The sequence below is a fragment of the Streptomyces sp. NPDC058045 genome (assembly GCF_042885635.1).
In the GTDB taxonomy this organism is placed as follows: Bacteria; Actinomycetota; Actinomycetes; order Streptomycetales; family Streptomycetaceae; genus Streptomyces.
On record NZ_JBHVRR010000005.1, the window covers coordinates 77981 to 104585 of the forward strand.

At 72.0% G+C, this 26605-nt stretch carries 24 protein-coding genes; 11 read left to right on the forward strand and 13 right to left on the reverse strand.

Annotated elements, in window-relative coordinates; translation table 11 throughout:
- Window positions 1-208: 208 nt before the first annotated feature.
- Genes ACFVST_RS05200 through ssd form a run of 4 tightly spaced genes read right to left on the reverse strand, consistent with a single transcriptional unit; the run spans window position 209 to window position 4225 of the window.
- Entirely contained in the window at window positions 209-1006 is a 798-nt protein-coding gene (locus ACFVST_RS05200) for a type II secretion system F family protein (RefSeq protein WP_390147032.1), read from the reverse strand.
- Window positions 1003-1917 carry a type II secretion system F family protein gene (locus ACFVST_RS05205; RefSeq protein ID WP_390147034.1) on the reverse strand — a complete coding sequence of 305 codons (915 nt, stop codon included), beginning with the start codon at window positions 1915-1917 and terminating at the stop codon, window positions 1003-1005. The genes ACFVST_RS05200 and ACFVST_RS05205 overlap by 4 nt, the downstream gene beginning before the upstream one ends.
- Entirely contained in the window at window positions 1914-3113 is a 1200-nt protein-coding gene (locus ACFVST_RS05210) for a TadA family conjugal transfer-associated ATPase (RefSeq protein WP_390147036.1), read from the reverse strand. The genes ACFVST_RS05205 and ACFVST_RS05210 overlap by 4 nt, the downstream gene beginning before the upstream one ends.
- Entirely contained in the window at window positions 3110-4225 is a 1116-nt protein-coding gene (ssd, locus tag ACFVST_RS05215; RefSeq protein ID WP_390147038.1) for a septum site-determining protein Ssd, read from the reverse strand. Before ssd ends, ACFVST_RS05210 begins: the two co-directional genes overlap by 4 nt.
- A gap of 625 nt (window positions 4226-4850) precedes the next feature.
- Between ssd and ACFVST_RS05220 the strand changes: the two genes are divergently transcribed.
- Window positions 4851-5684 (forward strand): HAD family hydrolase, encoded by an 834-nt coding sequence (locus tag ACFVST_RS05220; protein ID WP_390147040.1) that lies wholly within the window; start codon window positions 4851-4853, stop codon window positions 5682-5684.
- A gap of 407 nt (window positions 5685-6091) precedes the next feature.
- Here the strand turns inward: ACFVST_RS05220 and ACFVST_RS05225 are convergent, their stop codons facing one another.
- Entirely contained in the window at window positions 6092-6922 is an 831-nt protein-coding gene (locus tag ACFVST_RS05225) for an oxidoreductase (protein ID WP_390147042.1), read from the reverse strand.
- 101 nt (window positions 6923-7023) lie between these two features.
- On the opposite strand from ACFVST_RS05225, the gene ACFVST_RS05230 reads away from it, so the two are divergent.
- The 6 genes from ACFVST_RS05230 (at window position 7024) to ACFVST_RS05255 (ending at window position 13804) form a co-directional block, all read left to right on the forward strand.
- Window positions 7024-8031 carry an ATP-binding protein gene (locus tag ACFVST_RS05230; protein ID WP_390147044.1) on the forward strand — a complete coding sequence of 336 codons (1008 nt, stop codon included), beginning with the start codon at window positions 7024-7026 and terminating at the stop codon, window positions 8029-8031.
- A 229-nt stretch (window positions 8032-8260) separates the two neighbouring features.
- Window positions 8261-10216 carry an acetate--CoA ligase gene (gene acs, locus ACFVST_RS05235; protein ID WP_390147046.1) on the forward strand — a complete coding sequence of 652 codons (1956 nt, stop codon included), beginning with the start codon at window positions 8261-8263 and terminating at the stop codon, window positions 10214-10216.
- A 297-nt stretch (window positions 10217-10513) separates the two neighbouring features.
- Window positions 10514-11905, forward strand: coding sequence for a Na+/H+ antiporter NhaA (gene nhaA / locus ACFVST_RS05240; RefSeq protein WP_390147048.1), 1392 nt, complete (start codon window positions 10514-10516; stop codon window positions 11903-11905).
- 89 nt (window positions 11906-11994) lie between these two features.
- Entirely contained in the window at window positions 11995-12495 is a 501-nt protein-coding gene (locus tag ACFVST_RS05245; protein ID WP_390147050.1) for a phage holin family protein, read from the forward strand.
- The gene (locus ACFVST_RS05250) at window positions 12492-13430 is read left to right on the forward strand and encodes an alpha/beta fold hydrolase (protein ID WP_390147052.1); all 939 of its coding nucleotides are present in this window, start codon (window positions 12492-12494) and stop codon (window positions 13428-13430) included. The genes ACFVST_RS05245 and ACFVST_RS05250 overlap by 4 nt, the downstream gene beginning before the upstream one ends.
- Before the next feature lie 185 nt (window positions 13431-13615).
- Window positions 13616-13804 carry a hypothetical protein gene (locus ACFVST_RS05255; RefSeq protein WP_390147054.1) on the forward strand — a complete coding sequence of 63 codons (189 nt, stop codon included), beginning with the start codon at window positions 13616-13618 and terminating at the stop codon, window positions 13802-13804.
- 143 nt (window positions 13805-13947) lie between these two features.
- Here the strand turns inward: ACFVST_RS05255 and ACFVST_RS05260 are convergent, their stop codons facing one another.
- The 3 genes from ACFVST_RS05260 to nth form a co-directional block, all read right to left on the reverse strand.
- Window positions 13948-15147: a MarP family serine protease gene (locus ACFVST_RS05260; protein WP_390147056.1), complete on the reverse strand. Its 1200-nt coding sequence runs from the start codon at window positions 15145-15147 to the stop codon at window positions 13948-13950.
- Window positions 15148-15228: 81 nt separating this feature from the next.
- Window positions 15229-15939: an NUDIX hydrolase gene (locus tag ACFVST_RS05265; protein WP_390147058.1), complete on the reverse strand. Its 711-nt coding sequence runs from the start codon at window positions 15937-15939 to the stop codon at window positions 15229-15231.
- Window positions 15940-16072: 133 nt separating this feature from the next.
- Window positions 16073-17101, reverse strand: coding sequence for an endonuclease III (gene nth / locus ACFVST_RS05270; protein WP_390147175.1), 1029 nt, complete (start codon window positions 17099-17101; stop codon window positions 16073-16075).
- Window positions 17102-17535: 434 nt separating this feature from the next.
- On the opposite strand from nth, the gene ACFVST_RS05275 reads away from it, so the two are divergent.
- Window positions 17536-18210, forward strand: coding sequence for a Crp/Fnr family transcriptional regulator (locus ACFVST_RS05275; RefSeq protein ID WP_390147060.1), 675 nt, complete (start codon window positions 17536-17538; stop codon window positions 18208-18210).
- An 86-nt stretch (window positions 18211-18296) separates the two neighbouring features.
- Here the strand turns inward: ACFVST_RS05275 and ACFVST_RS05280 are convergent, their stop codons facing one another.
- The 4 genes from ACFVST_RS05280 to ACFVST_RS05295 all read right to left on the reverse strand — a co-directional run bounded on the left by ACFVST_RS05280 (window position 18297) and on the right by ACFVST_RS05295 (window position 20679).
- Entirely contained in the window at window positions 18297-19127 is an 831-nt protein-coding gene (locus ACFVST_RS05280) for an MBL fold metallo-hydrolase (protein WP_390147062.1), read from the reverse strand.
- Window positions 19124-19990 (reverse strand): NUDIX hydrolase, encoded by an 867-nt coding sequence (locus tag ACFVST_RS05285; protein ID WP_390147063.1) that lies wholly within the window; start codon window positions 19988-19990, stop codon window positions 19124-19126. The genes ACFVST_RS05280 and ACFVST_RS05285 overlap by 4 nt, the downstream gene beginning before the upstream one ends.
- Before the next feature lie 66 nt (window positions 19991-20056).
- Complete coding sequence (locus ACFVST_RS05290) at window positions 20057-20524, reverse strand: RidA family protein (RefSeq protein WP_390147065.1); 468 nt, start codon at window positions 20522-20524, stop codon at window positions 20057-20059.
- Complete coding sequence (locus ACFVST_RS05295; protein WP_390147067.1) at window positions 20521-20679, reverse strand: DUF4177 domain-containing protein; 159 nt, start codon at window positions 20677-20679, stop codon at window positions 20521-20523. Before ACFVST_RS05295 ends, ACFVST_RS05290 begins: the two co-directional genes overlap by 4 nt.
- A 123-nt stretch (window positions 20680-20802) precedes the next feature.
- Here ACFVST_RS05295 and ACFVST_RS05300 point away from each other — a divergent pair, with 123 nt between their 5' ends.
- The gene (locus ACFVST_RS05300; RefSeq protein WP_390147069.1) at window positions 20803-21783 is read left to right on the forward strand and encodes an ArsA-related P-loop ATPase; all 981 of its coding nucleotides are present in this window, start codon (window positions 20803-20805) and stop codon (window positions 21781-21783) included.
- Window positions 21780-23141: an ArsA family ATPase gene (locus tag ACFVST_RS05305; RefSeq protein WP_390147071.1), complete on the forward strand. Its 1362-nt coding sequence runs from the start codon at window positions 21780-21782 to the stop codon at window positions 23139-23141. Before ACFVST_RS05300 ends, ACFVST_RS05305 begins: the two co-directional genes overlap by 4 nt.
- Window positions 23142-23255: 114 nt before the next feature.
- On the opposite strand, the gene ACFVST_RS05310 is transcribed toward ACFVST_RS05305, so the two are convergent.
- Window positions 23256-23606, reverse strand: coding sequence for a WhiB family transcriptional regulator (locus ACFVST_RS05310; RefSeq protein WP_390147073.1), 351 nt, complete (start codon window positions 23604-23606; stop codon window positions 23256-23258).
- 618 nt (window positions 23607-24224) lie between these two features.
- Here ACFVST_RS05310 and ACFVST_RS05315 point away from each other — a divergent pair.
- Window positions 24225-26462, forward strand: coding sequence for a transglycosylase domain-containing protein (locus ACFVST_RS05315; protein ID WP_390147075.1), 2238 nt, complete (start codon window positions 24225-24227; stop codon window positions 26460-26462).
- Window positions 26463-26605 lie beyond the last annotated feature (143 nt).

Sequence of the window (26605 nt, forward strand, 5' to 3'; positions counted from 1 at the left end):
ACACTTCCCATCGGTCTCCGTACCGTCCCTCACGTCGGTCTTCGTCTGGGTCTTGGTCTCGGTCTTCGCCTGAGTCTTCGTCGCGTCGCTCATGTCGTTCTCCGTTCCGAATGTGCGCCTGTGCGCGCTTGGTTGGGTACGGGGACGGGGGGCCGTCCCTGTCGCTCGCCCCGGCTTCTCGTCGTCTCTGCGTTTCCTGGGAAAGGGGTCAGGGGCTGCCTCCGCCGAGGAGTCGGCCGGCGAGGCCGATCACCACCGGGAGCACTCCGATGGCGAGGAAGGCCGGGAGGAAGCAGATGCCGACGGGCACCGTGATCAGCACCCCGGCCCGCCGGGCGCGGGCGGTCGCGGCGCGCCCCCAGGACTCCCGGGCGGCCGTGGCGATCCGGGCCACCGGAGCTGCGGCCGGAGCACCGGAATCACCGGCTCGCGCCAGCAGCCGGGCGAGTGGCTCGGCCCCGGGAAGGGCGGCCAAGTCCCGCCAGGCTTCAGCCGGTTCGCCGCCGAGCCGCACCTCGGCGGCGCCGCGTGCCAGCCGTTCACCCACCGGCCCGCCGAGCGACTCCCCTACCGCTCTGCTCGCCGCCACCGGATCGGCGCCGGCCGCGATGCAGGCGGCCAGGAGGTCGGCGGCGAGCGGGAGTTCGCGTGCCGCGCGCACCAAGTCGCAAGCGTCGGCCGGTACTTGGCGGGGACGCAGGCGCCGGACCAGCTCGCCGGCGAGCACCCCCACCACCAGCCCCGGCACCCCTCCCACCGCCAGAAATCCGGCGCAGGCAGCCCCCGCCACGGTCAGCCACCGCCGCAGCCGTTCCCGCCCGACAGGGCCGCGCAACGCACCCGGAACCTCGGGCCGCGATGGTGGCGGGACGGTGCCGAGGACCGCGGTGAGCCGGGCGCCGTGCCTGCGCCGGTACCGCCAGCCCCCGAAGGCACAGGCGAGCCACAACACCGCGGCCGCCGCACACCCCGCCGTCCCCAGCCTGTGGACAATCTCCCCGGTCATCCCGTCTCCCCCTTCCGTACGATGCGCAGCGCCCACCAGAGGCCGAGCGCTTCGAGCGCGCCGCCCACCGCCAGGCAGCCCAGACCGGCGGCGCTGTGCAGCAGGACCCGCAGCGGGTCGGCGCCAAGGGCGGAGCCCAGGGCGAGACCGAGGACGGGCAGCGCGGCCAGCAGCAGCGCGGTGGACCGGGCTCCCGCCAACTGGGCCCGCAGCTCTGCCCGTTGATCGCGTTCCGCCCGCAGGGCCGCCTCCAGCCGGTCCAGGCCGGCGGCGAGACCGGCGCCCCGGTCGACCGCGACCCGCCAGCAGGCACCGATCCCCGCCAGTCCCTCCGCGCCCGGCTCACCGGCGGCCCGCCCCAGCACGGCCGGTACATCACCGCCGAACCGGGCGGCGGCGAGCACCTCGGCCCGCGCTCCGGCGAGCCCGTCCGCCCGCTCACGTCCCGCGGCGAGCAGTGCCTGCCCCGGCTGCCGCCCGGCCCGCACCTCCCCGGCGAGCACCCCGCACAGGCCGATCACCGCCTCCGTACGCCGATCCTGTGCACGGCGGGCGGCACCGGCCCTGGCCGTCCGCCGTACCAGGGGCCAGCCCGCGGCGCCGAGCAGCAGCGGCAGTGGCGAACCACCGAGGACAGCGACAGCGGCCCCCACCAGCACACAGCCCACCTCCGGCCGAACTGCCCGCCGCAGCAACCGAGTTACGCGGCCCCGCAGCATGGACGGCGCCGGCTGCCACTCGGGCACTGCGGAGCCCCAGAGGCGAACCGGTCGACTCCCCACCGCTTCGGGGTGGCTCGCCGCCGGCGCCAGGAGGTGTCGGGCGCGGCCCAGGGTCCGGTGCCGCGCGCCCGCCGGGCGTACCGCGAGGGCGAGGCAGGCCAGGGCGGCCGCCAGGAGCAGCGCGTTCATACGGCACCGCCTTTGGCCAGGAGGGTGGCGAGGCGGGGCCAGCCCGTCTCGCAGGCGAAGGCGCCGGGCTCCCAGCGAAGTGCGGGCACGGCGACCACCAGACCTGCCGCGTCCCGCTCCAGCACATGCACCTCCGCGATACGCCGCCGCCCGTCCCGGTCGCGTACCAGGTGGAGTACGACCGAGAGGGCCGCGGCGAGTTGGCTGTGCAGGGCTGCTCGGTCCAGGCCCGCCGCGGTGCCCAGGGCTTCCAGGCGGGCGGGGACGTCCGCGGCGGCGTTGGCATGGACAGTGCCGGCGCCTTCGTGGCCGGTGTTGAGCGCGGCCAGCAGGTGGACCACCTCGGGGCCGCGGACCTCACCGACCACCAGCCGGTCCGGGCGCATCCGCAACGCCTGCCGTACCAGGTCCTCCAGGGTGACCTGGCCGGCGCCCTCCTGGTTGGCCGGGCGGGTCTCCAGGCGCACCACATGCGGGTGGTCGGGGCGCAGTTCGGCGGAGTCCTCGGCGAGGACGATGCGTTCGTTCGGCCGGGTGAGCCCGAGCAGGGCGCTGAGCAGGGTGGTCTTCCCGGTGCCGGTGCCGCCGCTGATGAGGAAGGACAGGTTGGCGCCGAGCAGGGCGCGCAGGATGCGGTCGCCGCCGGGTGGCACGGTGCCCGCGGTGACCAGCTCATCGAGGGTGAACGCACGGGGCCGTACGACGCGCAGTGCGAGGCAGGTGGAGCCGACGGCCACCGGTGACAGCACGGCGTGGAGTCGGGTTCCGTCAGGTAGGCGGGCGTCCACCCAGGGGCGGGCGTCGTCGAGGCGCCGGCCCGCGATATTGGCCAGGCGCTGGGCGAGGCGGCGTACCGCGCGGGCGTCGGGGAAGGTGACGCCGGTGAGTTCGAGTCCGGCGCCCCGGTCGACCCACACCCGGTCCGGCGCGGAGACCAGGACATCGGTGACGGTCGGATCGGCGAGGAGGGGCTCCAGCGGTCCGGTGCCGACCAGTTCGGAGCGGAGCCGGGCCGCGGTGGCGAGCACCTCCGCGTCGCCCAGGACGCGGCCCTGGGCGCGCAGGGCCTCGGCGACGCGGGCCGGGGTCGGCTCGGCTCCCCGCTCGGCGAGCCAGCGCCGCACCCCGTCCAGCAGGCCCGTCTCGGGCGGCGTGCTCATCGGGTGGCCGGTGCTCATCGGGTGACTGGTGTTCATCGGGGGTCTCCGTCGGCGGGCAGGCGGTCCCAGAGGGTGCCGCAGAAGCGGGCCAGGGGGCTCTTGGGTTCGCCGCCGGGCGGCGGGCCGTTCTCCGGGGCGGCGGCGAGACCGGGATCGGTCGGCACCTCACCGACCGGTGGCAGTGACAGCAGCCGTGCCACGTCGGCGGCGGGCAACTCGGGGCGGGCGCCCCGCCCGTGCGGGGCGGCGACCACCACTCGTAGATCGCGCAGAAGTAGTCCGGCGGCGGAGGCGACCTGCCGGGCGGCGGCCGCGGCGCGCAGCCGAGCGGGGACCACCACCAGTCCGAGGTCAATCTGGGTGAGTGCCTCGGCGGTGCCCTCGTCCATGCTGCGCGGCAGATCGAGTACGACGGCTCCGCCGCCGCGGCGGGCCGCGGACAGGACGGCACGCATCGCCTCGGGTGCGACGGTGAGGCGCTCGCCGCGATGCCAACTGAGCAGCCGCAGCGAGTGCATTCGGGGCAGCGACTCCTCCAGGGCTCCGCTGGCGACCCGGCCGCGGGCGCCCGCGAGATCGGGCCAGCGCAGGCCCCGGACGCTCTCCCCGCCGAGCAGCACATCGAGCCCGCCACCGAGTGGATCGGCGTCGACCAGGAGGGTGCGGCGGCCGGAGCGGGCGGCGGTGACCGCGAGCGCGCAAGCCAGAGTGGACGCACCGGCACCACCGCAGCCGCCGAGGACACCGATGGTGAACGCGGGCCGCCCGGCTCCCTCCGCGACGTCGGCGATACGGTCCACCAGCCACTGCTCGCCGTCGGGCAGCACCAGGACATGCTCGGCACCGATCTCCACGGCCCGCCGCCACACGGCATGGTCGTCGGGATCCCGGCCGGCCAGGACCACCCCGCGGCGCCGCGGCGCACCCCGCAGTCTGGGTGCCGCGTCGGTGCCGACGATGACGAGCGGGGCGGACTCCCAGCCGCCGCGCCGCGCGGGCACCCCGTGGTGGACCTCGGGGCGGGCCCCGGCCGCGGCGCAGAGCCGCAGCAGGTCGTCCAGCAGCTCCGGGTCCTCGGTGACGAGGAGCGGGCCCGGGTGCCGCCGGTCGGTCGCGCCGGGCGTGGGGTCGGTGGTGGTTCCGGCCATGGTGTGCCGTCCCTTCGGTGCGCTCGGGTCGCGGGCCCCGTGTGGGCCTGCGAAACGCCCGCGCGCGAAGTGCCGACCGGCCGGTCGTCTTCCGCTGACGCCCGAAAGGAACCGGCCATGGGGACCGGTACTCGGAACGGCGGGTGAACTCCACGAGCAGAGCGCGCGGAATCACCGTGCCGGGGCCGCGGAAAAGATGTGGATCTTGGTCGATTACTGTGGACAACCCTGCGGTTGTGAATAACTCGCTCACTCGAAGTGGTGAGTCGATGCCATGACAAAAGCGGCGGGGAGCGTTCCTCTTCCGCCGGGCCGGATCGAGCCGTCCCGCTGCGGCATGATCGTCACACTGGGTGACCAGACAGGCAGAGCCGATACGCCCGCGCGGCACGGGGGCTCAAGGGGTGCATCCGGGGGCGAGAGGACGGACGAAACCCGTCCGGACATGCGACGACCCCCGCCGGGGGGGAGAGCGGGGGTCGTCCCCACGGGCCGACTCGGGGGGGGGGAGGAGCCGGACCGGGGTTAGCACGGTCGCGCGAACGATCCGTGACTTCCATGGTGTACCCGAGAGCCTTCTCAGGCAAACCCACGCGCCCCACCTTACGCCGAATGGCGGGCGCCTATGCTCGACTTCGTGGAAAACCACTCACTGCCCCGTACCGCGGCCTTCTTTGACCTGGACAAGACGGTCATTGCGAAGTCGAGCACGCTCACCTTCAGCAAGTCCTTCTACCAAGGCGGACTCATCAACCGCAGGGCGGTCCTTCGCACCGCCTATGCGCAGTTCGTCTTCATGGCCGGCGGCGCCGACCACGAGCAGATAGAACGGATGCGCGCCTACCTGTCGGCCCTGTGCCGCGGCTGGAACGTCAGCCAGGTGAAGGAGATCGTCGCGGAGACCCTGCACGATCTGATCGACCCGATCATCTACGACGAGGCGGCCTCGCTCATCGAGGAGCACCACGCGGCCGGGCGCGACGTGGTGATCGTCTCCACCTCGGGCGCCGAGGTGGTGGAGCCGATCGGCGAACTGCTCGGCGCGGACCGCGTCATCGCCACCCGCATGGTCGTCGGCGAGGACGGCTGCTTCACCGGCGAGGTCGGGTACTACGCCTACGGCCCGACGAAGGCGGAGGCGATCCGGGAGCTGGCCGCCTCGGAGGGCTACGACCTGGCCCGTTGCCACGCCTACAGCGACTCGGCGACGGATGTGCCGATGCTGGAGGCGGTGGGGCATCCACACGCGGTCAATCCGGACCGGGCGCTGCGCAGGGAGGCGCAGGCCCGCGGCTGGCCGGTACTGGACTTCCACCGTCCGGTCCGGCTCAAGCAGCGGCTGCCCACGTTCTCGGTACCGCCGCGGCCGGCTCTGGTCGCGGCGGCCGCGGTGGGTGCGGCGGCCGCCACCGCGGGCCTGGTCTGGCTGGCGGGCCGGCGGCGCACGCAAGCGGTCTGATCGCGCCGGCCCGGCCCGCCGTATTCGCCGGCGGCCGTTTCGAGCCCCTGGCGAATCAGCACAGGAAAACCCTTTCGAGTGCCCGCTTTACTCGTCTTTGAACCTGAAAGTAAAGAAGTGCTCCCAGGTCTTTCGCCCCCGGGAGGGCAGGAGTACAAAGGAATCAACGGCCCGCGAGACCAGGGACATCCGAGAGGAACACCTAACGCAACGAGTGGCCCCACGGACCGAAGCATGAACACCGGGCACCCACGCGACGTCGACCCGTCGATTACGGGCCAGCCGCACCAGGCGACGGGCAAAGTCCCGACCTGATGGGCAAATATCCGAGGACGCTTGGTAACGCGGTGAACATGCCAGCGGCGGTACGCCCAGTCGTACCGCCGCACTTTTCTGCGCGCGGGCCTTCAGGCGGCGCCGCGCTGAAGGGCCTCGCAGACCGCGGTGGACTCGCGGGCCCCCAGCTCCACGGCCCGCCCGCAGTGGCCGATCCAGGCCGCCATCCCCTCCGGCGTCCCGGACGCGTACCCGCCGAGCGCCGCCGCGTAGTCCGCCGCGCCCTGCTCCGCGTGCCCCGCCTCGGCCGGGCAGATCGACTTCGGGTCGAGGCCGCTGCCGACCAGCACGATGCGCGCCGCGGCACGGGCGACCAGGCCGTTGTGCGAGGCGAAGGGGCGCAGCGCCAGCAGCTCGCCGTGCACCACGGCGGCGGTCACCAGCGCGGGCGCGGAACTCCCGGCGATGACCAGCCGGGCCAGCCCGTCGAGCCGCCCGGCGACCTCCTCGGCACCGGGCAGCGGCAACTCGATGAGCGGCTCCTCGACCGCCTCGCCCGCCTGCCGGGGCCGCCCCACCCGCTCCCCCTGCTCGGCCGCCGCCACCATATGCAGCCGGGCCAGGACGCGCAGCGGTGACTGGCGCCAGATGGACAGGAGTTGACCCGCCTCCGCCGTCAGCCGCAGCGCCGCACCGAGGATGCGGGCTTCCGGGTCGCCGCTGAAGTCGGTGCGGCGGCGGACCTCTTCGAGCGCCCAGTCGGCGCCGGAGAGCGCGGCGGAACCGCGGGCTCCGCGCAGTGCCGCCTCCGCGGTGATCTCGGTGCTGCGGCGCCGCATGATGCGGTGGCCGTAGACCCGGTCCACCGCCTTGCGCACGGAGTCCACGGACTCACCGACGCCCGGCAGCGAGGCCAGCGGGAGGAAGGGGTCGGCCTCGACGGAGCCACCTGTCGTACTCATGGGTAAGACCCTACGCACCCGTCCCCGGCACTCCACGAAGGAGTGGTCTTCCTCACTGAGGGTAGCCACAGACGGCCATGGTTCGACTACTCTAAGTGACTATGAAGATTGCATTCGTAGGGAAGGGCGGCAGTGGGAAGACCACGCTGTCCTCGCTTTTCATCCGCCATCTCGTCGCACGGCAGGCCCCGGTCATCGCCGTGGACGCCGACATCAACCAGCACCTCGGCACCGCCCTCGGGCTGCCCGAGGAGACCGCGGCCGGGCTGCCGGCGCTCGGGGCGCGGCTGCCGCTCATCAAGGAGTATCTGCGCGGCAGCAATCCGCGGATCGCCTCCGCCGACGCGATGATCAAGACGACCCCGCCGGGCAGGGGTTCGCGGCTGCTCAGAGTGCGCGAGGACAACGCGGTGTACCAGGCGTGTGCCCAGCCGGTCGAACTCGACGGCGGGACCGCGCAGTTGATGGTGACGGGGCCGTTCACCGAGTCCGATCTCGGGGTCGCCTGCTACCACTCCAAGACGGGCGCGGTGGAGTTGCTGCTCAACCATCTCGTGGACGGGCGCGAGGAGTATGTGGTGGTGGACATGACCGCCGGTGCGGACTCCTTCGCCTCCGGGATGTTCACCCGCTTCGACCTGACGTTCCTGGTGGCCGAGCCGACCCGCAAGGGCGTCTCCGTCTACCGCCAATACCGCGACTACGCACGGGAGTTTGACGTCGGACTCAAAGTGATCGGGAACAAGGTGCAGGCCCCCGACGACATCGAGTTCCTGCGGGCCGAGGTGGGCGACGACCTGCTGGTGACGGTCGGGCACTCCGACTGGGTGCGGGCGACGGAGAAGGGCCACCCCCGCCCCTTCGCCGAGCTGGCCCCAGCCGACCGCGAGGCCCTGTCCGTACTGCACACCGCGGCGGACGCCTCTTATGCGCGACGGGACTGGGACCGCAATCTGCGCCAGATGATCCACTTCCATCTACGCAACGCCGAAAGCTGGGGCAACGCCAGAACCGGCACCGATCTCGCAGCCCAGATCGACCCGGACTTCGCCCTGCACGAGAACCAGTACGGGGATTCGCCCCACCCGGCGGCGGCCCAACCGGCCTGATCGCAGGGCACCCCGCCCCGGCCCCGTTGTCGCGACTGAACCGCACGCCCGCCCCGTACGTGAGAACGTTTGGCCCCAGCGGGAGACCACACAGCGCACACCAGCACCAATGCCCGCACACAGGTCTAAACCAATTCCCCGGCGGCTCTTGTCACCGGGGGGATGCGTCTGATGAGCTGTGGCCTGGGACACAACGGCCGCCCCGGCACAGCACGGTAAGGGAGATGTCGTGAGCAACGAAAGCCTGGCCAACCTCCTGAAGGAGGAGCGACGCTTCGCGCCGCCCGCTGACCTGGCCGCAAACGCCAACGTCACGGCTGAGGCGTACGAACAGGCCAAGGCTGACAGGCTCGGCTTCTGGGCCGAGCAGGCCCGCCGGCTGACCTGGGCCACCGAACCGACCGAGACTCTCGACTGGTCGAACCCGCCTTTCGCCAAGTGGTTCGCCGACGGCCGACTCAATGTGGCGTACAACTGCGTGGACCGGCATGTCGAGGCGGGCAACGGCGACCGGGTGGCCATCCACTTCGAGGGGGAGCCCGGTGACGGACGGGCCATCACCTACGCCGAGTTGAAGGACGAGGTCTGCCGCGCGGCCAACGCCCTCACCGAGCTGGGCGTCACCAAGGGCGACCGGGTCGCCGTCTATCTGCCGATGATCCCCGAGGCGGTCGTGGCGATGCTGGCCTGCGCCCGTATCGGCGCCGCGCACTCGGTGGTCTTCGGCGGCTTCTCCGCGGACGCCATCGCCGCCCGCATCGACGACGCCGACGCCAAGGTCGTCATCACCGCCGACGGCGGCTACCGGCGCGGCAAGGCCTCCGCGCTGAAGCCCGCGGTGGACGACGCGGTGAGCCGGGCCGACACGGTGCAGAAGGTCCTGGTCGTCCGCCGCACCGGGCAGGACATCGCCTGGAACGAGGGCCGCGACATCTGGTGGCACGAGATCACCGGCCGGCAGTCCGCCGAGCACACCCCGGAGGCCTTCGAGGCGGAGCACCCGCTCTTCATCCTCTACACCTCCGGCACCACCGGGAAGCCGAAGGGCATCCTGCACACCTCCGGCGGCTACCTCACCCAGGTCTCCTACACCAGCCACGCCGTCTTCGACCTCAAGCCGGAGAGCGACGTCTACTGGTGCACCGCCGACATCGGCTGGGTCACCGGCCACTCGTACATCACCTACGGGCCGCTCTCCAACGGCGCGACCCAGGTGATCTACGAGGGCACTCCGGACAGCCCGCACCAGGGCCGCTTCTGGGAGATCGTGCAGAAGTACGGCGTCACCATCCTCTACACGGCGCCGACGGCGATCCGCACCTTCATGAAGTGGGGTGACGACATCCCCGCCAAGTTCGACCTGAGCAGCCTGCGGCTGCTGGGTTCGGTGGGTGAGCCGATCAACCCCGAGGCCTGGATGTGGTACCGGAAGACCATCGGCGGCGACCGCTGCCCCGTCGTGGACACCTGGTGGCAGACCGAGACCGGCGCCATGATGATCTCCCCACTGCCCGGGGTCACCGAGACCAAGCCCGGCTCCGCGATGACCCCGCTGCCCGGCATCTCCGCCACGGTGGTCGACGACGAGGCACGCGAGGTGCCGAACGGCGGGGGCGGCTATCTGGTCCTGACCGAGCCGTGGCCGTCGATGCTGCGCACCATCTGGGGCGACGACCAGCGCTTCCGCGACACCTACTGGGCCCGCTTCGAGGGCACCTACTTCGCGGGCGACGGCGCCAAGAAGGACGACGACGGCGACCTGTGGCTGCTGGGCCGGGTCGACGACGTGATGCTGGTCTCGGGGCACAACATCTCCACCACCGAGGTGGAGTCCGCCCTGGTCTCGCACCCCTCGGTCGCCGAGGCCGCCGTGGTGGGCGCCGCCGACGAGACCACCGGCCAGGCCATCGTGGCCTTCGTCATACTGCGCGGCGGCGCCAGCGAGCACGAGGACCTCGTCGCCGAGCTGCGCAACCACGTCGGCGCCACCCTCGGCCCGATCGCCAAGCCCAAGCGGGTCCTGCCGGTGGCCGAGCTGCCCAAGACCCGCTCCGGCAAGATCATGCGCCGGCTGCTCCGGGACGTCGCGGAGAACCGCGAGCTGGGCGATGTCACCACCCTCACCGACTCCTCGGTGATGGACCTCATCCAGTCCAAGCTCCCGGCCGCGGCCAGCGAGGACTGAGACCGCACGGCCCCTCCCCCGCGAGGCGGCCGTCACGACAGGCGAAGGGCACCCGGCGCGCTGCCGGGTGCCCTTCGCCTGTGCAGGAAGCCCCGCCCCGGGCCCTCCCGCCGGGGTGGTACCGGCGGCTGCGGCGGACCCCGTTCAGCCGGTACGCTGGTTCATGCGCCACACACAGGACAGGGCCGCTGGTGCGGTCCCCGTCGCAGGCGCGGAAGTTCATAGGTGCGCCGGGAAGTCTGGTCGGCAACGCAGTCAGCGACCCCAGACGCCGCACAGGACCCGGAGGCCTCCCCCGTGACCGCGCCCAACCGCCGCAGTGCCCTCGGCCGTCTCTCCCTCCCCGAGCGGCGGTATCTGGCCGACGCCCTGCGCACCGAGACGGTCGGCGGGATCATCCTGCTGGCGGCCGCGGTCGCCGCACTGATCTGGGCCAACTCCCCACTGCGGGACGCCTATCACTCACTGAGCGACTTCCACTTCGGGCCCTCCTCCCTCGGCCTGCACCTGTCCGTACAGCACTGGGCCGCGGACGGACTGCTGGCCGTGTTCTTCTTCGCGGCCGGGGTCGAGCTGAAACGGGAACTCGTCGCCGGGGACCTGCGCGACCCGCGGGCCGCCGCACTCCCGGTGATCGCCGCGGTATGCGGAATGGCCGCCCCCGCCCTGGTCTACGCCCTGGTCAACTCCGTGGGAGGCGGCTCGCTCGCCGGGTGGGCGGTGCCGACCGCCACCGATATCGCGTTCGCCCTCGCCGTACTCGCGGTCATCGGCACCTCGCTGCCGTCCGCGCTCCGCGCCTTCCTGCTGACCCTCGCCGTCGTCGACGACCTCGGCGCCATCCTGATCATCGCCGTCTTCTTCACCAACCGGCTCGACTTCCTCGCCCTCGGCGGCGCCCTGCTCGGCCTGCTCGTCTTCTGGCTGCTGCTGCGCCGCGGCGTCCACGGCTGGTATGTGTACGTTCCGCTGGCGCTGGTGATCTGGGGGCTGATGTACAACAGCGGCGTCCACGCCACCATCGCGGGTGTCGCCATGGGGCTGATGCTGCGCTGCCACCGGCGCGAGGGCGAGGAGCGGTCCCCCGGCGAGCGGGTGGAGCATCTGGTGCGGCCGGTCTCCGCGGGGCTCGCGGTGCCGCTCTTCGCCTTGTTCAGCGCGGGAGTTGCGGTCTCCGGCAGCGCGCTCACCGATGTCTTCACCCGGCCCCAGACCCTCGGTGTGGTGCTCGGCCTGGTCGTCGGCAAGACCCTCGGCATCTTCGGCGGCACCTGGCTGACGGCGCGTTTCACCCGCGCCCGGCTCGGCGACGACCTCACCTGGCCCGACCTGTTCGCCGTCGCCACCCTCGCCGGCATCGGCTTCACCGTCTCCCTGCTCATCGGTGAACTCGCCTTCACCGGCGACCCGCACCTCACCGACGAGGTGAAGGCCTCCGTACTGATCGGCTCCCTCATCGCGGCCGTACTCGCCACCCTGCTGCTGAAGTTCCGCAACAAGCACTACCGCCTGCTGTGGGAGGAGGAGGAACGCGACGAAGACCGTGACGGGGTGCCTGACGTGTACGAACAGGACGGTCCTGACTACCACTTGAGGATGGCGGAGATCCTGGAGCGCAAGGCCGCTGCGCACCGCAGGCGTGGCGAAGCCCGGGGCGGGGCAAGCGGCGAGGACGACCGTCCGGCATGATCTGAGTCCGGGTACGAGTCCCCACGCGGTGTCAGATCCGCACAAGTGTCCGTGGCGAGCCCGCGGCAGAGAACGAAGAGGAGAACGCGATGAGCGCACCCGACGGGCCCGTCGGCGCCGAGCGCAGCCTCGGTGAGCTGGTCGCCGCGGCGACCAGCGAGCTGTCCGCCCTGGTGCACGACGAGATCGCGCTGGTCAAGGCCCAGCTCCGGCAGGACGTCAAGCGCGGCACGGTCGGCGGCGGCGCCTTCGTCGCGGCCCTGCTGGTGCTGATCTTCTCGCTGCCGATGCTGAGCTTCGCCCTCGCCTACGGCATCCGCGCCTGGAGCCACTGGCATCTGTCGGTCTGCTTCCTGCTGTCGTTCGCGGCCAATGTGCTGCTGGCCCTGCTGCTGGCGCTGATCGGCCTGTACTTCGTGAAGAAGGCGAAGCAGGGGCAGGGCCCGCAGAAGGCGGTGGCCGCGGCGAAGGAGACCGCTGAGGTCCTCGGCCACGCCAAGCCCCACCCGCGGCCGGTCCCCCCGGCGGAGGACGCGGCCCTGGAGCAGATCGGCGGCCCCGGCGCGACTGTGGCACGCTCGACCTCATGACGGACCCCGCCACCCCCTCGGCCCAGTCGGCCGCCGTGATCCGCCCCGACGGCCCCTGGACGCACCGGGATGTCGCGGCGAACGGCGCCCGCTTCCATATCGCCGAGGCGGGTGACGGGCCGCTGGTGATGCTGCTGCACGGCTTCCCGCAGTTCTGGTGGGCCTGGCGGCATCAGATGACGGCTCTCGCCGAGGCCGGTTTCCGGGCGGTGGCGATGGACCTGCGCGGTGTCGGCGGCAGCGACCGCACCCCCCGCGGCTACGACCCGGCGAATCTGGCGCTCGACATCACCGGCGTGGTGCGCTCCCTCGGCGAGCCGGACGCCGCCCTCGTCGGCCATGACCTCGGCGGCTATCTGGCGTGGACGGCGGCGGTGATGCGGCCCAAGCTGGTACGCCGGCTCGCCGTCACGTCCATGCCGCACCCGCGCCGCTGGCGCTCCGCGATGCTGGCGGACCCTCGGCAGAGCGCGGCCGGTTCGCATATCTGGGGCTTCCAGCGGCCCTGGGTGCCGGAGCGTCAACTCACCGCGGACGACGGGGCGTTGGTGGGCCGGCTGCTGCACGAGTGGTCCGGTCCCCGACAGCCGGAGGACGCCGCGGTGGAGGTGTACCGGCGCGCCATGTGCATCCCGTCCACCGCGCACTGCTCGGTGGAGCCGTACCGGTGGCTGGTGCGGTCGCTGGCGCGGCCGGACGGGATCCAGTTCAACCGGCGGATGAAGCGGCCAGTGCGGGTGCCGACGCTGCATCTGCACGGCTCCCTCGACCCGGTGCTGCGGACCCGCAGCGCGGCCGGTTCCGGCCAGTATGTGGAGGCGCCGTACCGCTGGCGGCTCTTCGACGGTCTGGGGCACTTCCCGCACGAGGAGGACCCGCTGGCCTTCTCCGCCGAACTGGTGAACTGGCTGAAGGACCCGGAGCCGGACCGCTAGAAGCTGCCGTAGGGCCTCCCGCCCTGGATGTCCGCACACTCCGTGGCCGGGTGTTCACAGGCTCGGCGGAGTCTCCGGGTCGGTGCGGTGTGACTTTCGGTCAAGATGCCGAATGCCTGGTCTATGGGCCGATTGAGGGTCCGGGCCGCGGTTATCGACCATGGGCGACGGGCAGTGGTCCGAGTATGGGCTGGACGCACGACTACAGTGACGTAGCACGAAATCGCCGCTCGGCCACCGCGATGAACACGCTCGCGGGAGGCGCCCGGCAGGACGAGGGGCAGACGGCCTCCGCGGAGGCGGTGGGCATTCCCCGGATACTGCGCCGCCGGGCCCGCTGGGTCTCCGCACGACTACGGCATCCCCGCACCTGAACCTCATCCGCACCGCGGGCCTGAGCCGCACCTGACATGTGCCCGGGCGGCGGCTGAGGCGTACCCGACACCGCATTTCCCCCTGCACACCCGACCCGCCGAGCGCGGCCCCGTGACGGGCCAGCTCCGGCGGGTCCTTCTCGTCACAGGGCGCAGTTGTCGCTGCCGACCTGCTGGTTGGCACGGCGTCCCGCGGTGACGTCCGGGCGTACCTCGTCGGCGGTCAGTGCGTAACCGGTGTCGGCGTCGTCCAGGGACTTGGCGAAGACCACGCCGTAGACCTTGCCGTCGGGGGTGAGGAGCGGGCCGCCGGAGTTGCCCTGGCGGACCATCGCGTAGAGCGAGTACACATCGCGGCGGACGGTGCCGCGGTGGTAGATGTCGGGGCCGTTGGCGGTGATCCGGCCGCGGACCCGGGCCGGGCGCACGTCGTAGCCGCCGTTCTCCGGGAAGCCGGCCACGATGGCGCTGCTGCCGCTGCCCGCGTCCCTGGACGCGAACTGGAGGGCGGGCGCCCGCAGTTCGGGCACATCGAGGACGGCGATGTCGCGCCGCCAGTCGTAGAGGACGACCTTGGCGTCGTAGAGCCGGCCCTGGCCGCCTATCTGCACGGTGGGCTCGTCGACGCCGCCGACGACATGGGCGTTGGTCATGACCCGGCGGTTGCCGAAGACGAAGCCGGTGCCCTCCAGGACCTTGCCGCAGCTCTGCGCGGTGCCGACCACCTTCACGATGGACTTGCGGGCACGGGCCGCGACCGGGCTCCCGGCGAGCGCCGGGTCCGGCGGCTGCACCTCGTGGATGGGCTCGTTGGCGAACGGGCTGAAGACCTGCGGGAAGCCGTTCTGCGCCAGTACCGAGGAGAAGTCCGCGAACCAGGTGTCGGCCTGGGTGGGCAGCGCCCGCGAGACGCCCAGCAGCACCTGCGAGCCCCGCACCTCCTTGCCGAGGCCCGGCAGGGTGGTGCCGGCCAGGGCGGAGCCGATCAGCCAGGCGACCAGCAGCATCGCCACCGTATTGACCAGGGCGCCGCCGGTGGCGTCCAGGGCTCTCGCCGGTGACCAGGTGATGTGGCGGCGCAGCTTGTTGCCGAGGTGGGTGGTGAAGGCCTGGCCCACGGAGGCGCAGACGATGACGACGACCACCGCGAGCACCGCGATCGTCGTGGTCACCTCGGCACCGCTGGTGACGGCGTCCCAGAGGACCGGCAGCAGATAGACAGCGACCAGACCGCCGCCGAGGAAGCCGATGACCGACAGGATGCCGACCACGAACCCCTGCCGGTACCCGATCCACGCGAACCACGCGGCGGCCGCCAGCAGGCAGTAGTCCAGTGCGTTCACCGTTCGAAGCCTCGCATCAGTCGCCGCCCCATCCGCCGCTGTCCCCCGGCCCGGTGGCGCGGGAGGTCCTGCGCCACCCTGTCATGCGCGCCGGTCGAGCGGGACCCGCCGGTCCCGGTCCCAGGGCCGCTCCCAGCCGGCGTGGTGCAGGATGCGGTCGATCACGCCCGCGGTGAAGCCCCACACCAGCGCCGAGTCGACCAGGAAGGCCGGACCGGTGTAGCCGCTGGGGTGGACCGCCATGGCGCGGTTCCCCGGGTCGGTGAGATCGGCCACGGGCACGGTGAACACCCGCGCCGTCTCCCCCGGATCGACCGGCCGCACCGGGGTCGGGGTGCGCCACCAGCCCAGTACCGGTGTGACGACGAAGCCGCTCACCGGGATGTACAGCTTCGGCAGCACCCCGAAGAGCTGTACGCCGCCGGGGTCGAGGCCGGTCTCCTCCTCCGCCTCGCGCAGTGCGGCCCGCAGCGGACCGGCGCCGTGCGGATCGCCGTCCGGCGGGTCGAGGGCGCCACCGGGGAAGGACGGCTGGCCGGCGTGCGAGCGCAGCGAACCGGCCCGCTCGGTCAGCAGCAGCTCGGGCCCCTGCTCGCCCTCGCCGAAGAGGACCAGTACCGCGGACTGGCGGCCGGCGCCGTCCTCGGGCGGCAGGAAACGGCTCAACTGCTCGGGCCGGACCGTCCGTACCGCCTCGACCACCGGCTCCAGCCAGCCCGGCAGGCCCTCGGTGCGGGGCGCCGGGCCGTCGGCGTGCCAGGTGTTGTTGCCGCTCTGGTGCGTGCGGGTCATCGCACCCCCGTCCTCGGTCCGTCCCCGTCCCTCGCGGCCACCGCCGCCGGATGCGGGCCGGCGTCCGCCGGTGGTGCCGTGACCGCACAACGCCCGTGGTGCGCCGATTCGTTCCGCACCGGCCACGGGCCCGTCATGCGGCGCCCAGCGGCGGGGCCGGGATGCCGCCCGCGGCCAGGTACTCGGGCGGCGGGCTCAGCCGCTGCCCCGGCAGCCCGCCCTTCTCGTACTTGAGCAGCTTCCGCGCCTTGACCGGATCCGTCTCGCCCTCGCCGTACGCCGGGCAGAGGGGGGCGATGGGGCAGGCGCCGCAGGCCGGTCTGCGGGCGTGGCAGATACGGCGGCCGTGGAAGATGACGCGGTGCGACAGCATCGTCCAGTCGCTCTTGGGGAACAACTCGCCGACGGCGCGCTCCACCTTGTCCGGGTCGGTCTCCTCGGTCCACTTCCAGCGGCGCACCAGCCGCCCGAAGTGCGTGTCCACAGTTATGCCGGGGACACCGAAGGCATTGCCGAGGACGACGAAGGCGGTCTTGCGGCCCACGCCCGGCAGCTTCACCAGCTCGTCCAGGGTGCCGGGCACCTCGCCGTCGAACCGGTCCCGCAGCGCGGCCGCGATCCCCATGATCGACCTGGTCTTGGCGCGGAAGAAGCCGGTCGGCCGGATCAGCTCCTCGACCTCCTCCGGATTCGCCACGGCCAGGTCCTCCGGGGTGGGGAAGCGGGCGAAGAGGCGCGGGGTCGTCTGGTTCACCCGCAGGTCGGTGGTCTGCGCGGAGAGCACGGTGGCCAGCAGCAGTTGGTACGGATTCTCGAAGTCCAGCTCGGGGTGGGCGTACGGGTAGACCTCGGCCAGCTCCCGGTTGATCCGCCGCGCCCGCCGCACCAGCGCGGTCCGCGACTCCCCGCCGGGCGCGGCCGCGGGGGCCTGCGCCGCAGTGGCCTTCGCGGGAGTGGCTTTCTTGGCGGAGGCTTTCTTGGCTGCCGTCGTCTTCTTGGCAGAGGCCTTTCCTGCCGAAGCCTTCTTCGCCGAAACTTTCTTGGCGGGTGCCTTCTTCGCCGAAGCCTTCTTCGCCGGAGCCTTTCTCGCGGGTGACGCCTCCGCGGCCTCCGCCGCTCCAGCCGCTGCCGCTCCCACCGCTGCCGTCTTCCTCGCCGCCATCTTCTCGCTCGCCGCCTTCCCCGCCGAAGTCGTGCCGGCCGGGGTCCCGGCCGAGAGGTTCTCCGCGGGGGCCGGGTGGGAATCCGCCTCGGTCACCCCCCGCACCGAATCGCCTTTAGTTCGATTTGTCGCTTTACGGGGCGATGTGCCACCGTGTTCGCCCACAGCGGAATTGCGACGTACTGCCACCTGCCCGGCCCCCTTGGCCTGCTCTCATCGGCGCCCCGAACACCCGGCCAGCCTAGAGCGCGACACCGACATACGCCCCGGACCCCCGGGATCGGCCCCCAAATGGGCCCCTCCCGCACAGCACGCCACGCGGGTGCGGCAGACTTGTGACTGATCACACTGTTGGAAACCGTCCAGCACACGTCCAGCACAATGGGGAACGGCAGTCCCACTGCACCTCTGACTGGTCGACAAGGAGAGAACTCGTGGACGACGTTCTGCGGCGCGCCCCGCTCTTCGCGGCGCTCGATGACGAGCAGGCCGCGGAGCTCCGCGCCTCCATGAGCGAGACGACCCTCGCGCGCGGCGACGCGCTCTTCCACGAGGGCGACCCGGGTGACCGCCTCTACGTGGTCACCGAGGGCAAGGTCAAGCTGCACCGCACCTCCCCCGACGGCCGGGAGAACATGCTGGCGGTGCTCGGCCCCGGCGAGCTGATCGGCGAGCTGTCGCTCTTCGACCCGGGCCCGCGTACGGCGACCGCCAGCGCGCTCACCGAGGTGAAGCTCCTCGGTCTCGGCCACGGTGACCTGCTGCCCTGGCTGAACGCCCGCCCCGAGGTCGCCTCCGCGCTGCTGCGTGCGGTGGCCCGGCGGCTGCGCAAGACCAACGACCAGATGTCGGACCTGGTCTTCTCGGACGTACCGGGCCGGGTGGCGCGGGCGCTGCTCGATCTGTCGCGCCGTTTCGGGGTGCAGTCCGAGGAGGGCATCCATGTGGTGCACGACCTGACGCAGGAGGAGCTGGCCCAACTGGTCGGCGCCTCCCGGGAGACGGTCAACAAGGCGCTGGCGGACTTCGCGGGCCGCGGCTGGCTGCGCCTGGAGGCGCGGGCCGTGATCCTGCTCGACGTGGAGCGCCTGGCCAAGCGGTCCCGCTGACCGCGGCCCCCTGAAGGCTCGTTGAGGCCCCGCCGGCGGCGGGGCCTCAGCCATGCCCGGGTCCGCACGCCGCGGGCCGACTCCCGTCAGATCAGCCCGTGTTCGTCCAGGTAGTCGAGCTGGGCGCGGACCGAGAGTTCCGCCGCGGGCCACAGGGACCGGTCGACGTCCGCGTAGACATGGGCGACGACCTCCTGGGCGGTGCGGTGGCCGGCCTCCACGGCGGTCTCGATCTGGGCGAGCCGGCCGGCGCGGTGCGCGAGGTAGAACTCCACGGCTCCCTGGGCGTCCTCCAGTACCGGCCCGTGTCCCGGCAGCACCGTCCGCACGCCGTCGTCCACGGTCAGCGAGCGCAGCCGGCGCAGTGAGTCCAGGTAGTCGCCGAGCCGCCCGTCGGGGTGGGCGACCATGGTGGTGCCGCGGCCGAGCACGGTGTCACCGGTGAGGACGGCCCGGTCGGCCGGGAGGTGGAAGGAGAGGGAGTCCGCGGTGTGCCCGGGGGTGGGCACCACACGCATCTCCAGGCCGCCGACGGTGATCACATCGCCGGTGGCCAGGCCCTCCGAGCCGAGCCGCAGCGCCGGATCGAGGGCGCGGACCTCGGTACCGGTGAGTTCTGCGAAGCGTCCGGCGCCCTCCGCGTGGTCGGGGTGGCCGTGGGTGAGGAGGGTGAGGGCGATGCGCTGCCCGGCCTCCTCCGCGGTCCGTACGACGTTGCGCAGATGGCCCTCGTCGAGCGGGCCCGGTTCGATGACGACAGCAAGGCCCGAGCCCGGTTCGGAGACGATCCAGGTGTTGGTGCCGTCCAGGGTCATCGGGGACGGGTTGGGCGCCAGTACGTTGACGGCGCGGGCGGTGGCCGGGCCGCTGTGCACCGTGCCCCGCGGGCGGCCGGGTGGGTAGGTCGCCTCGGTCATACGGTGCCCTCCGCGGAGACTCGCTTGGTGAACTCCTCGTGCCCCGGCCAGCTCAGCACCACCTCGCCGTCGCGGAGCGAGGCGCGGGCCAGTACCGGGGCGAGGTCCTGCTCCGGGGCCGCGGCGAGGACGTCGGCGACGGTGCGGTGGGGGGCGAGTTGGCGCAGGGTGGCGATGGTCGGCGGCATCATCAGCAGCTCGCCGCGGTCGTATCCGGCGGCGGCCTCGGCGGGCTGGAGCCATACGGTCCGGTCGGCCTCGCGGGAGGTGCGGCGGGTGCGCTGCCCGTCGGGGAGGGCCGCCGCGAAGAAGAAGGTGTCATAGCGGCGGGGCTCGAACTCGGGTGTGATCCAGCGGGCCCAGGCGCCCAGCAGGTCGGAGCGGAGCACCAGGCCGCGCCGGGCGAGGAACTCCGCGAAGGACAACTCGTGCCCGATGAGCGCCTGCCGGTCCGCCTCCCAGTCCGCACCGGTGAGGTCGGACACCACATCGCCGGGCCCGGTCCCGGCGAGCAGCACTCCGGCCTCCTCGAACGTCTCCCGGACGGCGGCGCAGACCACGGCCTGGGCGGCCGGTTCCGGGAGGCCCAGTCGGTCCGCCCAGGCGGCGCGGTCCGGTCCGGCCCAGGCGATGCGCGCGTCGTCGTCGCGGGGGTCGACACCGCCGCCGGGGTAGGCGTAGGCGCCGGAGGCGAAGGCCATGCCAGCGCGGCGGCGCAGCAGGTGCACGGCCGGGGCGGAGCCGGTGTCCCGCAGCAGCATGACCGTCGCGGCGCGCCGCGGCTCGACCGGCGTCAGCTCGCCGGACGCGAGGGCGCGGATCCGGGCCGGCCACTCCTCGGGGTACCACTGACCGTTTGCCATGATCGGAGGCTAACCGCATCCGGCCGGATGTTCGAGAGGCACCCGGCGTCGGCGGCCGCGCCCGGCTCAGCTCGTCAGCTCGACCTGGATCTCGACCTCGACCGGCGCGTCCAGCGGCAGTACGGCCACACCGACGGCGCTGCGGGCGTGCACCCCGCGCTCGCCGAGGACCTCGCCGAGGAGTTCGCTGGCGCCGTTGAGGACGCCGGGCTGCCCGGTGAAGTCGGTGGCGGAGGCGACGAATCCGAGAACCTTCACCACCCGCGCGATCCGGTCCAGGTCACCGGTGACGGACTTCACCGCGGCCAGGGCGTTCAGCGCGCAGACCCGCGCCAGTTCCTTGGCCTCCTCCGCGGTGACCTCCGCGCCGACCTTCCCGGTGACCGGCAACCTGCCGTCCACCATGGGCAGTTGGCCCGAGGTGTAGACATAGGCGCCGCTGTGTACGGCGGGCTGGTAGGCGGCGAGCGGCGGGACCACCTCGGGCAGCAGCAGGCCGAGTTCGGCGAGCCTGGCCTCCACGGCACCGCTCATGACTGCCTCTCCCGCTTGAGGTAGGCCACCAACTGCTCCGGATTCGGCCCGGGCACCACCTGTACGAGCTCCCAGCCGTCTTCGCCCCAGGTGTCCAGGATCTGCTTCGTGGCGTGGACGAGCAGCGGCACAGTCGAGTATTCCCACTTGGTCATGGGCCGACTGTAGCCCGTGCCCCGGGGACTCGGGTCATGGCCCGGCACCGGGTGGGCGGAGGCGGGGACAGCGGGGGACGGGCTGGTGCGTAGCCGCGGGTCGCACTGGTTAGGCTCGCAGTTGTGAGCAGGCTCCAGGTCGTCAGCGGCAAGGGCGGGACCGGCAAGACCACGGTCGCCGCAGCACTGGCCCTCGCCCTCGCCACCGAGGGCCGCCGTGCCCTGCTGGTCGAGGTCGAGGGCCGCCAGGGCATCGCGCAGCTCTTCGAGACGCAGGCGCTTCCGTACGAGGAACGGAAGATCGCCGTGGCGCCCGGGGGCGGGGAGGTGTTCGCGCTGGCCATCGATCCTGAACTGGCGCTGCTGGACTACCTCCAGATGTTCTACAAGCTGGGCAGCGCGGGCCGCGCCCTGAAGAAGCTCGGCGCCATCGACTTCGCCACCACCATCGCCCCCGGCCTGCGCGACGTCCTCCTCACCGGCAAGGCCTGCGAGGCCGTCCGCCGCAAGGACAAGCAGGGCCGGTACGTCTACGACCACGTGGTGATGGACGCCCCGCCCACCGGCCGCATCACCCGCTTCCTCAACGTCCACGACGAGGTGGTGGGCCTGGCGAAGATCGGCCCGATACACAATCAGGCGCAGGCGGTGATGCGGGTGCTCAAGTCCGCGGAGACCGCGGTGCATCTGGTGACGCTGCTGGAGGAGATGCCCGTCCAGGAGACCGCGGACGGCATCGCGGAACTGCGCGCGGCCGGTCTGCACACCGGCCGCGTCATCGTGAACATGGTGCGCCCGGGGCTGCTGGACGAGGACTCGCTGACCCTGGTGCGCGGCGGGGTGGCGCGCGGCGCGCTGGCCAGGTCGCTGGCCGGGGCGGGCCTGGGCGCCGCCCGCCGGGGCGGCGGCGCCGACAAACTGGTCGCCCCCCTGCTCGAACAGGCCGAGGAGTACGCGGAACGCGGGACGCTGGAGCGCGAACAGCGGGCCGCCCTCGCCGAGTTGGGCCTGCCGACCCATGAACTGCCGCTGCTCGCGGAGGGGTTGGACGTGGCCGGACTGTACCGACTGGCCCGGGAACTGCGCGGACAAGGGGTCTCATGAAAGCTGGTGCGAACGGCGGCGCCCTGGAGGCGGTGCCCGCCCTCGACGTCGACGCGCTGCTCGACGACCCGGTCACCCGCATCGTGGTGTGCTGCGGCTCGGGCGGCGTCGGCAAGACGACCACGGCCGCGGCACTCGGACTGCGGGCGGCCGAGCGGGGCCGGCGGGTGGTGGTCCTCACCATCGACCCGGCCAGGCGGCTGGCCCAGTCCATGGGCATCGACTCCCTGGACAACACCCCGCGCCGGGTCAAGGGCCTTGAGGGCGGGGGCGGTTCGGGGGACGGCGGCGGCGAACTGCACGCCATGATGCTGGACATGAAGCGCACCTTCGACGAGATCGTCGAGGGGCACGCGGACCCGGAGCGGGCCCGGGCCATCCTGGCGAACCCCTTCTACCAGTCGCTCTCCGCGGGCTTCGCCGGCACCCAGGAGTACATGGCGATGGAGAAGCTGGGGCAGTTGCGCTCCCGCGACGAGTGGGACCTGATCGTCGTGGACACCCCGCCGTCCCGCTCCGCGCTGGACTTCCTGGACGCGCCGAGCCGCCTCGGCTCCTTCCTCGACGGGAAGCTGATCCGGGTGCTGATGGCCCCGGCGAAGGTCGGCGGCCGGGCCGGGATGAAGTTCCTCAACGCCGGTATGTCGATGATGACGGGCGCCCTGGACAAGGTCATCGGCACCCAACTCCTGCGCGATGTGCAGACGTTCGTCGCCGCCATGGACACCACCTTCGGCGGTTTCCGCACCCGCGCGGACGCCACCTACCGGCTGCTTCAGGCGCCCGGTACGGCGTTTCTGGTGGTGGCGGCGCCGGAGCAGGACGCGCTGCGGGAGGCGGCGTACTTCGTGGAGCGGCTCGCGGCGGACTCGATGCCGCTGGCCGGGCTGGTGCTGAACCGGGTGCACGGCAGCGGGGCCGCCCAACTGTCCGCGGAGCGCGCCCTGGACGCGGCGGAAAATCTTGCCGCGCCGGGCATTATCGATCAGACGGCCGGGAAAGCTGATTCTCGTACCGCTCCCGAAACCCCCGATGGCGAAGTTTCTCCCGAATCCCCGGAATCTCCCGAAGTTCCCTCACCGTCTTCACCGGATCCGACCGCTCCGGAACAGGACGGTGCCGCGGCACCGATCGACCGGCTGGCCGCCGGCCTGCTGAGGCTCCATGCCGAACGGATGCGGCTGCTCGCCCGCGAGCAGCGCACCCGGGACCGCTTCACCGCCCGCCACCCGGAGGTGGCGGTGGCCGAAGTGCCGGCACTGCCGGGCGATGTGCACGACCTGGCAGGCCTGCGCGACATCGGCACCCGCCTCGCCGCCGCAGCCCACGCCGCAGACGCCGCAGACGTCACCGACTAGCCGGGCGACGCCAACTGACCGCGTCCAGCGGGCAGTTGCACCCGAACACGACCCGGCCGGCGTTCACACCACAGGCGTCGCCACCGGTGGCCGCTCGGCCGGCCTCGGCCAACCTCAGCCGACCGCGGCGTAGTTGCCGTACTCCTCGAAGGCGTCTTCATCCCCGTCGAGCGGCAGCAGACCCGCGCCGCGCTCGTACTCGGTCCGTGCGGTCTCCAGCAGTCTGCGCCACGAGGTCACGGTGGGGCGGCGTCGCAGCAGCGCACGGCGCTCCCGCTCGGTCATGCCTCCCCACACGCCGAACTCGACGCGGTTGTCCAGCGCGTCGGCCAGGCACTCGGTCCGCACCGGACACCCGGTGCACACCGCCTTGGCCCTGTTCTGCGCTGCTCCTTGTACGAACAGTTCATCCGGATCAGTAGTGCGGCAGGCCGCCTGCGCACTCCAATCGGTAACCCAGCCCATACCGGCGCCGTCCTCTCCCGAATCGAGGCTCCCCCACGGCGGCAGCGGCATATTCACCGCCGCCAGTTGAGGACGTTACGGAAGGAGGGCACAGCGCAACACCCCCGACGGGCCCAATCTTGAATGGCCCGAACGGACTATGCGCACACGGCAGATCACCCGAGGGAGTGAGCCACGGACATCACAGACAACCCTGGCAAAGCAGGGCACTTCAGTTAGCGCATTGCAGACAACTCACGACATCCAGGGCGATAACCACCACGCCCCACCGTCACCTTCGGACGACCCAACTCCCGCTGCCCTCACCGGATTCGGGGACGGCGAAGGGTACGAGGACTTGAACTACGGCCGCACTGCTGTGACAGTTGGATACAGCTTAGGCCAAGGCATATACGCCTGTCCGGCGAATGCCAACCTTCGCGCCGACTACCGCGCCCCCGCTCTGCCCGGCCGCGCGCCCCCACCCCGCCGAGCCCTCCGCTCCCCGAGCCCCACCGCGGCAACTCCCTTGGCCGGCAACCGATGAAGCCCCAGGACAGAGCCGCCCCCGCGGAGCCCTCCCAGCTCGGGCCGGACCACGCCTCGGAACCCCGGCCGGGACGGATTAGGCTGCCCCCCATGGGAAAAAAGCGCTCGGGCGGTGGGCTGTCGCCGGCCCAGCAGGCGGCCAAGTTCCTCGGCGTCAGCGTGCTGGCCGGGGCGGTGATGGCGGGAATCGCGCTGCCCGCGGCGGGCGCACTCGGCCTGGCGGCCAAGGGATCGGTCGAGGGATTCGACGAGATCCCCGCCAATCTGAAGCAGCCCCCGCTCAGCCAGCGCACCACCATCCTGGACTCCGAGGGCGGCCAGATCGCCACCGTCTACTCGCGCGACCGCACCGTCGTCCCCCTCAAGGACATCTCGCCGTTCATGCAGAAGGCGATCGTCGCCATCGAGGACGCCCGCTTCTACCAGCACGGCGCCGTCGACATGAAGGGCATCCTGCGCGCGGTCAACCAGAACGCGCAGAGCGGCGGCGTCTCCCAGGGCGCCTCCACCCTCACCCAGCAGTATGTGAAGAACGTCTTCGTGGAGGAGGCCGGCGACGACCCGGTGAAGGTCGCCGAGGCCACCCAGCAGACCATCGGCCGCAAGGTCAAGGAACTCAAGTACGCGATCCAGGTCGAGAAGGAGCTGGGCAAGAAGCGCATCCTGGAGAACTACCTGAACATCACCTTCTTCGGTGAGCAGGCGTACGGCATCGAGGCCGCCTCCCAGCGCTACTTCTCCAAGCGCGCCAAGGACCTCACCCTGGACGAGGCCGCCCTGCTGGCCGGCATCGTCCAGTCACCCAGCCGGTACGACCCGGTCAACGACGAGGAAGAGGCCACCAAGCGGCGCAACACGGTCCTCCAGCGGATGGCCGACAAGGGCGACGTCTCCCGGGACGAGGCCGAGAAGGCGAAGCAGCGCCCCATCACCCTCAAGGTCAGGACCCCGCGGCACGGCTGCATCTCCGCCACCCAGAACGCCGGCTTCTTCTGCGACTACGTGGAGCGGGTCCTGCTCTCCGACCCGGCCTTCGGCAAGACCAAGAAGGAGCGCGGCAAGCGCTGGAACCGTGGCGGCCTCACCGTCCGCACCACGCTCTCCCCGAGGGCGCAGACCGCGGCGAGCCAGGCGGCCACCTCCAAGGTGTACAAGACCGACAAGATCGCCGCCTCGGTGGTCCAGGTCGAGCCCGGCACCGGCCGCATCCTCTCCATGGCGCAGTCCCGCCCCTACGGCCTCAACCAGAAGAACAACGAGACCACGCTCAACCTCGCCGTCGACAACGCGATGGGCGGCACCTACGCCGGCTTCCAGGTCGGCTCCACCTTCAAGCCGATCACCGCGGCGGCCGCCCTGGAGAAGGGCATCAAGCCCGACCAGGTCTACAAGACCCCCCGGAAGATCACCTTCCCGCCGGGCTCCTTCTCCACCTGCGGCGGCAAGTCGACGCCCGGCTCGCCCTGGAGCGTGCAGAACGAACTCGCCTCGGAGAAGGGCGCGTTCGACATGACGAGCGCCCTCGGCAAGTCCATCAACACCTACTTCGGCAAGCTGGAGCAGCAGGCCGGCCTCTGCGACACCATCAGGATGGCGCAGAAGATGGGGTACATCCGCGGCAACAACAAGCCGCTCAGCGAAGAGGCCTCCACCACCCTCGGATCCCAGGAGAGCACCCCGCTCGCCATGGCCTCCGTCTACGCCACCTTCGCCAACCGCGGCAACTACTGCACCCCCGTCGCCATCGACGCGGTGACCTCCGCCGACGGCACCAAGTACCAGGCGCCGAAGGCGAAGTGCGGCGCCGCGATGTCGCAGAACACCGCGGACACCGTCAACCAGATGCTGAAGGGCGTCGTCGAGGACGGCACCGGTACCAAGGCCGGGCTCAGCGACCGCGACAACGCGGGCAAGACCGGTACCACCGACGAACGCAAGGACGCCTGGTTCGTCGGTTACACCCCGAACCTGTCCACCGCCGTCTGGGTCGGCTCCGACTCCACCAAGATCCCGATGTCCAATATCACCATCGGCGGCCAGTTCTACGACAAGGTCTGTGGTGGCTGCCTGCCCGGTCCCATCTGGCGGACGGCCATGGTCGGCGCCCTCGGCACCGAGAAGCCGGCCTTCGTCCCCATCGACGTGCCCCGCGGCGACACCGGCGAGAAGGACAAGGGCAAGGGCAAGGGCGGAGACAAGGACAAGGGCGACGACGGCGGCCACCACGGCCGGCCGACCCCCCGCATCTCCATCCCGCCGGACCTCATCGGCGGCAACGCCAACGGAGGCAACGGACACGGCGGCGGCCGGGGCCGGAACCACCACTGACGGTGGCCGGTCCATCGGCACCGCCCGGCAACGGGAAAGCGGTCCGCCGGCGCGCACCTCGCGCACCTGCCGGCCCCGCGCCCGGTGGGGAATGACAAAAACCCGACCCCCCACGACAACAACTAAACCGAGGGGGTGGTGGG

Bases quoted from the DNA above. Each gene is read 5' to 3' on its own strand.
- ACFVST_RS05200 (WP_390147032.1), bottom strand. From the start codon at position 1,006: ATGACCGGGGAGATTGTCCACAGGCTGGGGACGGCGGGGTGTGCGGCG.
- ACFVST_RS05305 (WP_390147071.1), top strand. From the start codon at position 21,780: ATGAAAGCTGGTGCGAACGGCGGCGCCCTGGAGGCGGTGCCCGCCCTC.
- nth (WP_390147175.1), bottom strand. From the start codon at position 17,101: ATGGCGGCGAGGAAGACGGCAGCGGTGGGAGCGGCAGCGGCTGGAGCG.
- ACFVST_RS05225 (WP_390147042.1), bottom strand. From the start codon at position 6,922: ATGAGTACGACAGGTGGCTCCGTCGAGGCCGACCCCTTCCTCCCGCTG.
- ACFVST_RS05295 (WP_390147067.1), bottom strand. From the start codon at position 20,679: ATGACCAAGTGGGAATACTCGACTGTGCCGCTGCTCGTCCACGCCACG.
- ACFVST_RS05205 (WP_390147034.1), bottom strand. From the start codon at position 1,917: ATGAACGCGCTGCTCCTGGCGGCCGCCCTGGCCTGCCTCGCCCTCGCG.
- ssd (WP_390147038.1), bottom strand. From the start codon at position 4,225: ATGGCCGGAACCACCACCGACCCCACGCCCGGCGCGACCGACCGGCGG.
- ACFVST_RS05310 (WP_390147073.1), bottom strand. From the start codon at position 23,606: ATGGGCTGGGTTACCGATTGGAGTGCGCAGGCGGCCTGCCGCACTACT.
- ACFVST_RS05290 (WP_390147065.1), bottom strand. From the start codon at position 20,524: ATGAGCGGTGCCGTGGAGGCCAGGCTCGCCGAACTCGGCCTGCTGCTG.
- ACFVST_RS05265 (WP_390147058.1), bottom strand. From the start codon at position 15,939: ATGACCCGCACGCACCAGAGCGGCAACAACACCTGGCACGCCGACGGC.
- ACFVST_RS05210 (WP_390147036.1), bottom strand. From the start codon at position 3,113: ATGAACACCAGTCACCCGATGAGCACCGGCCACCCGATGAGCACGCCG.
- ACFVST_RS05220 (WP_390147040.1), top strand. From the start codon at position 4,851: ATGCTCGACTTCGTGGAAAACCACTCACTGCCCCGTACCGCGGCCTTC.
- ACFVST_RS05230 (WP_390147044.1), top strand. From the start codon at position 7,024: ATGAAGATTGCATTCGTAGGGAAGGGCGGCAGTGGGAAGACCACGCTG.
- ACFVST_RS05255 (WP_390147054.1), top strand. From the start codon at position 13,616: ATGGGCTGGACGCACGACTACAGTGACGTAGCACGAAATCGCCGCTCG.
- ACFVST_RS05250 (WP_390147052.1), top strand. From the start codon at position 12,492: ATGACGGACCCCGCCACCCCCTCGGCCCAGTCGGCCGCCGTGATCCGC.
- ACFVST_RS05315 (WP_390147075.1), top strand. From the start codon at position 24,225: ATGGGAAAAAAGCGCTCGGGCGGTGGGCTGTCGCCGGCCCAGCAGGCG.
- ACFVST_RS05285 (WP_390147063.1), bottom strand. From the start codon at position 19,990: ATGGCAAACGGTCAGTGGTACCCCGAGGAGTGGCCGGCCCGGATCCGC.
- ACFVST_RS05280 (WP_390147062.1), bottom strand. From the start codon at position 19,127: ATGACCGAGGCGACCTACCCACCCGGCCGCCCGCGGGGCACGGTGCAC.
- ACFVST_RS05245 (WP_390147050.1), top strand. From the start codon at position 11,995: ATGAGCGCACCCGACGGGCCCGTCGGCGCCGAGCGCAGCCTCGGTGAG.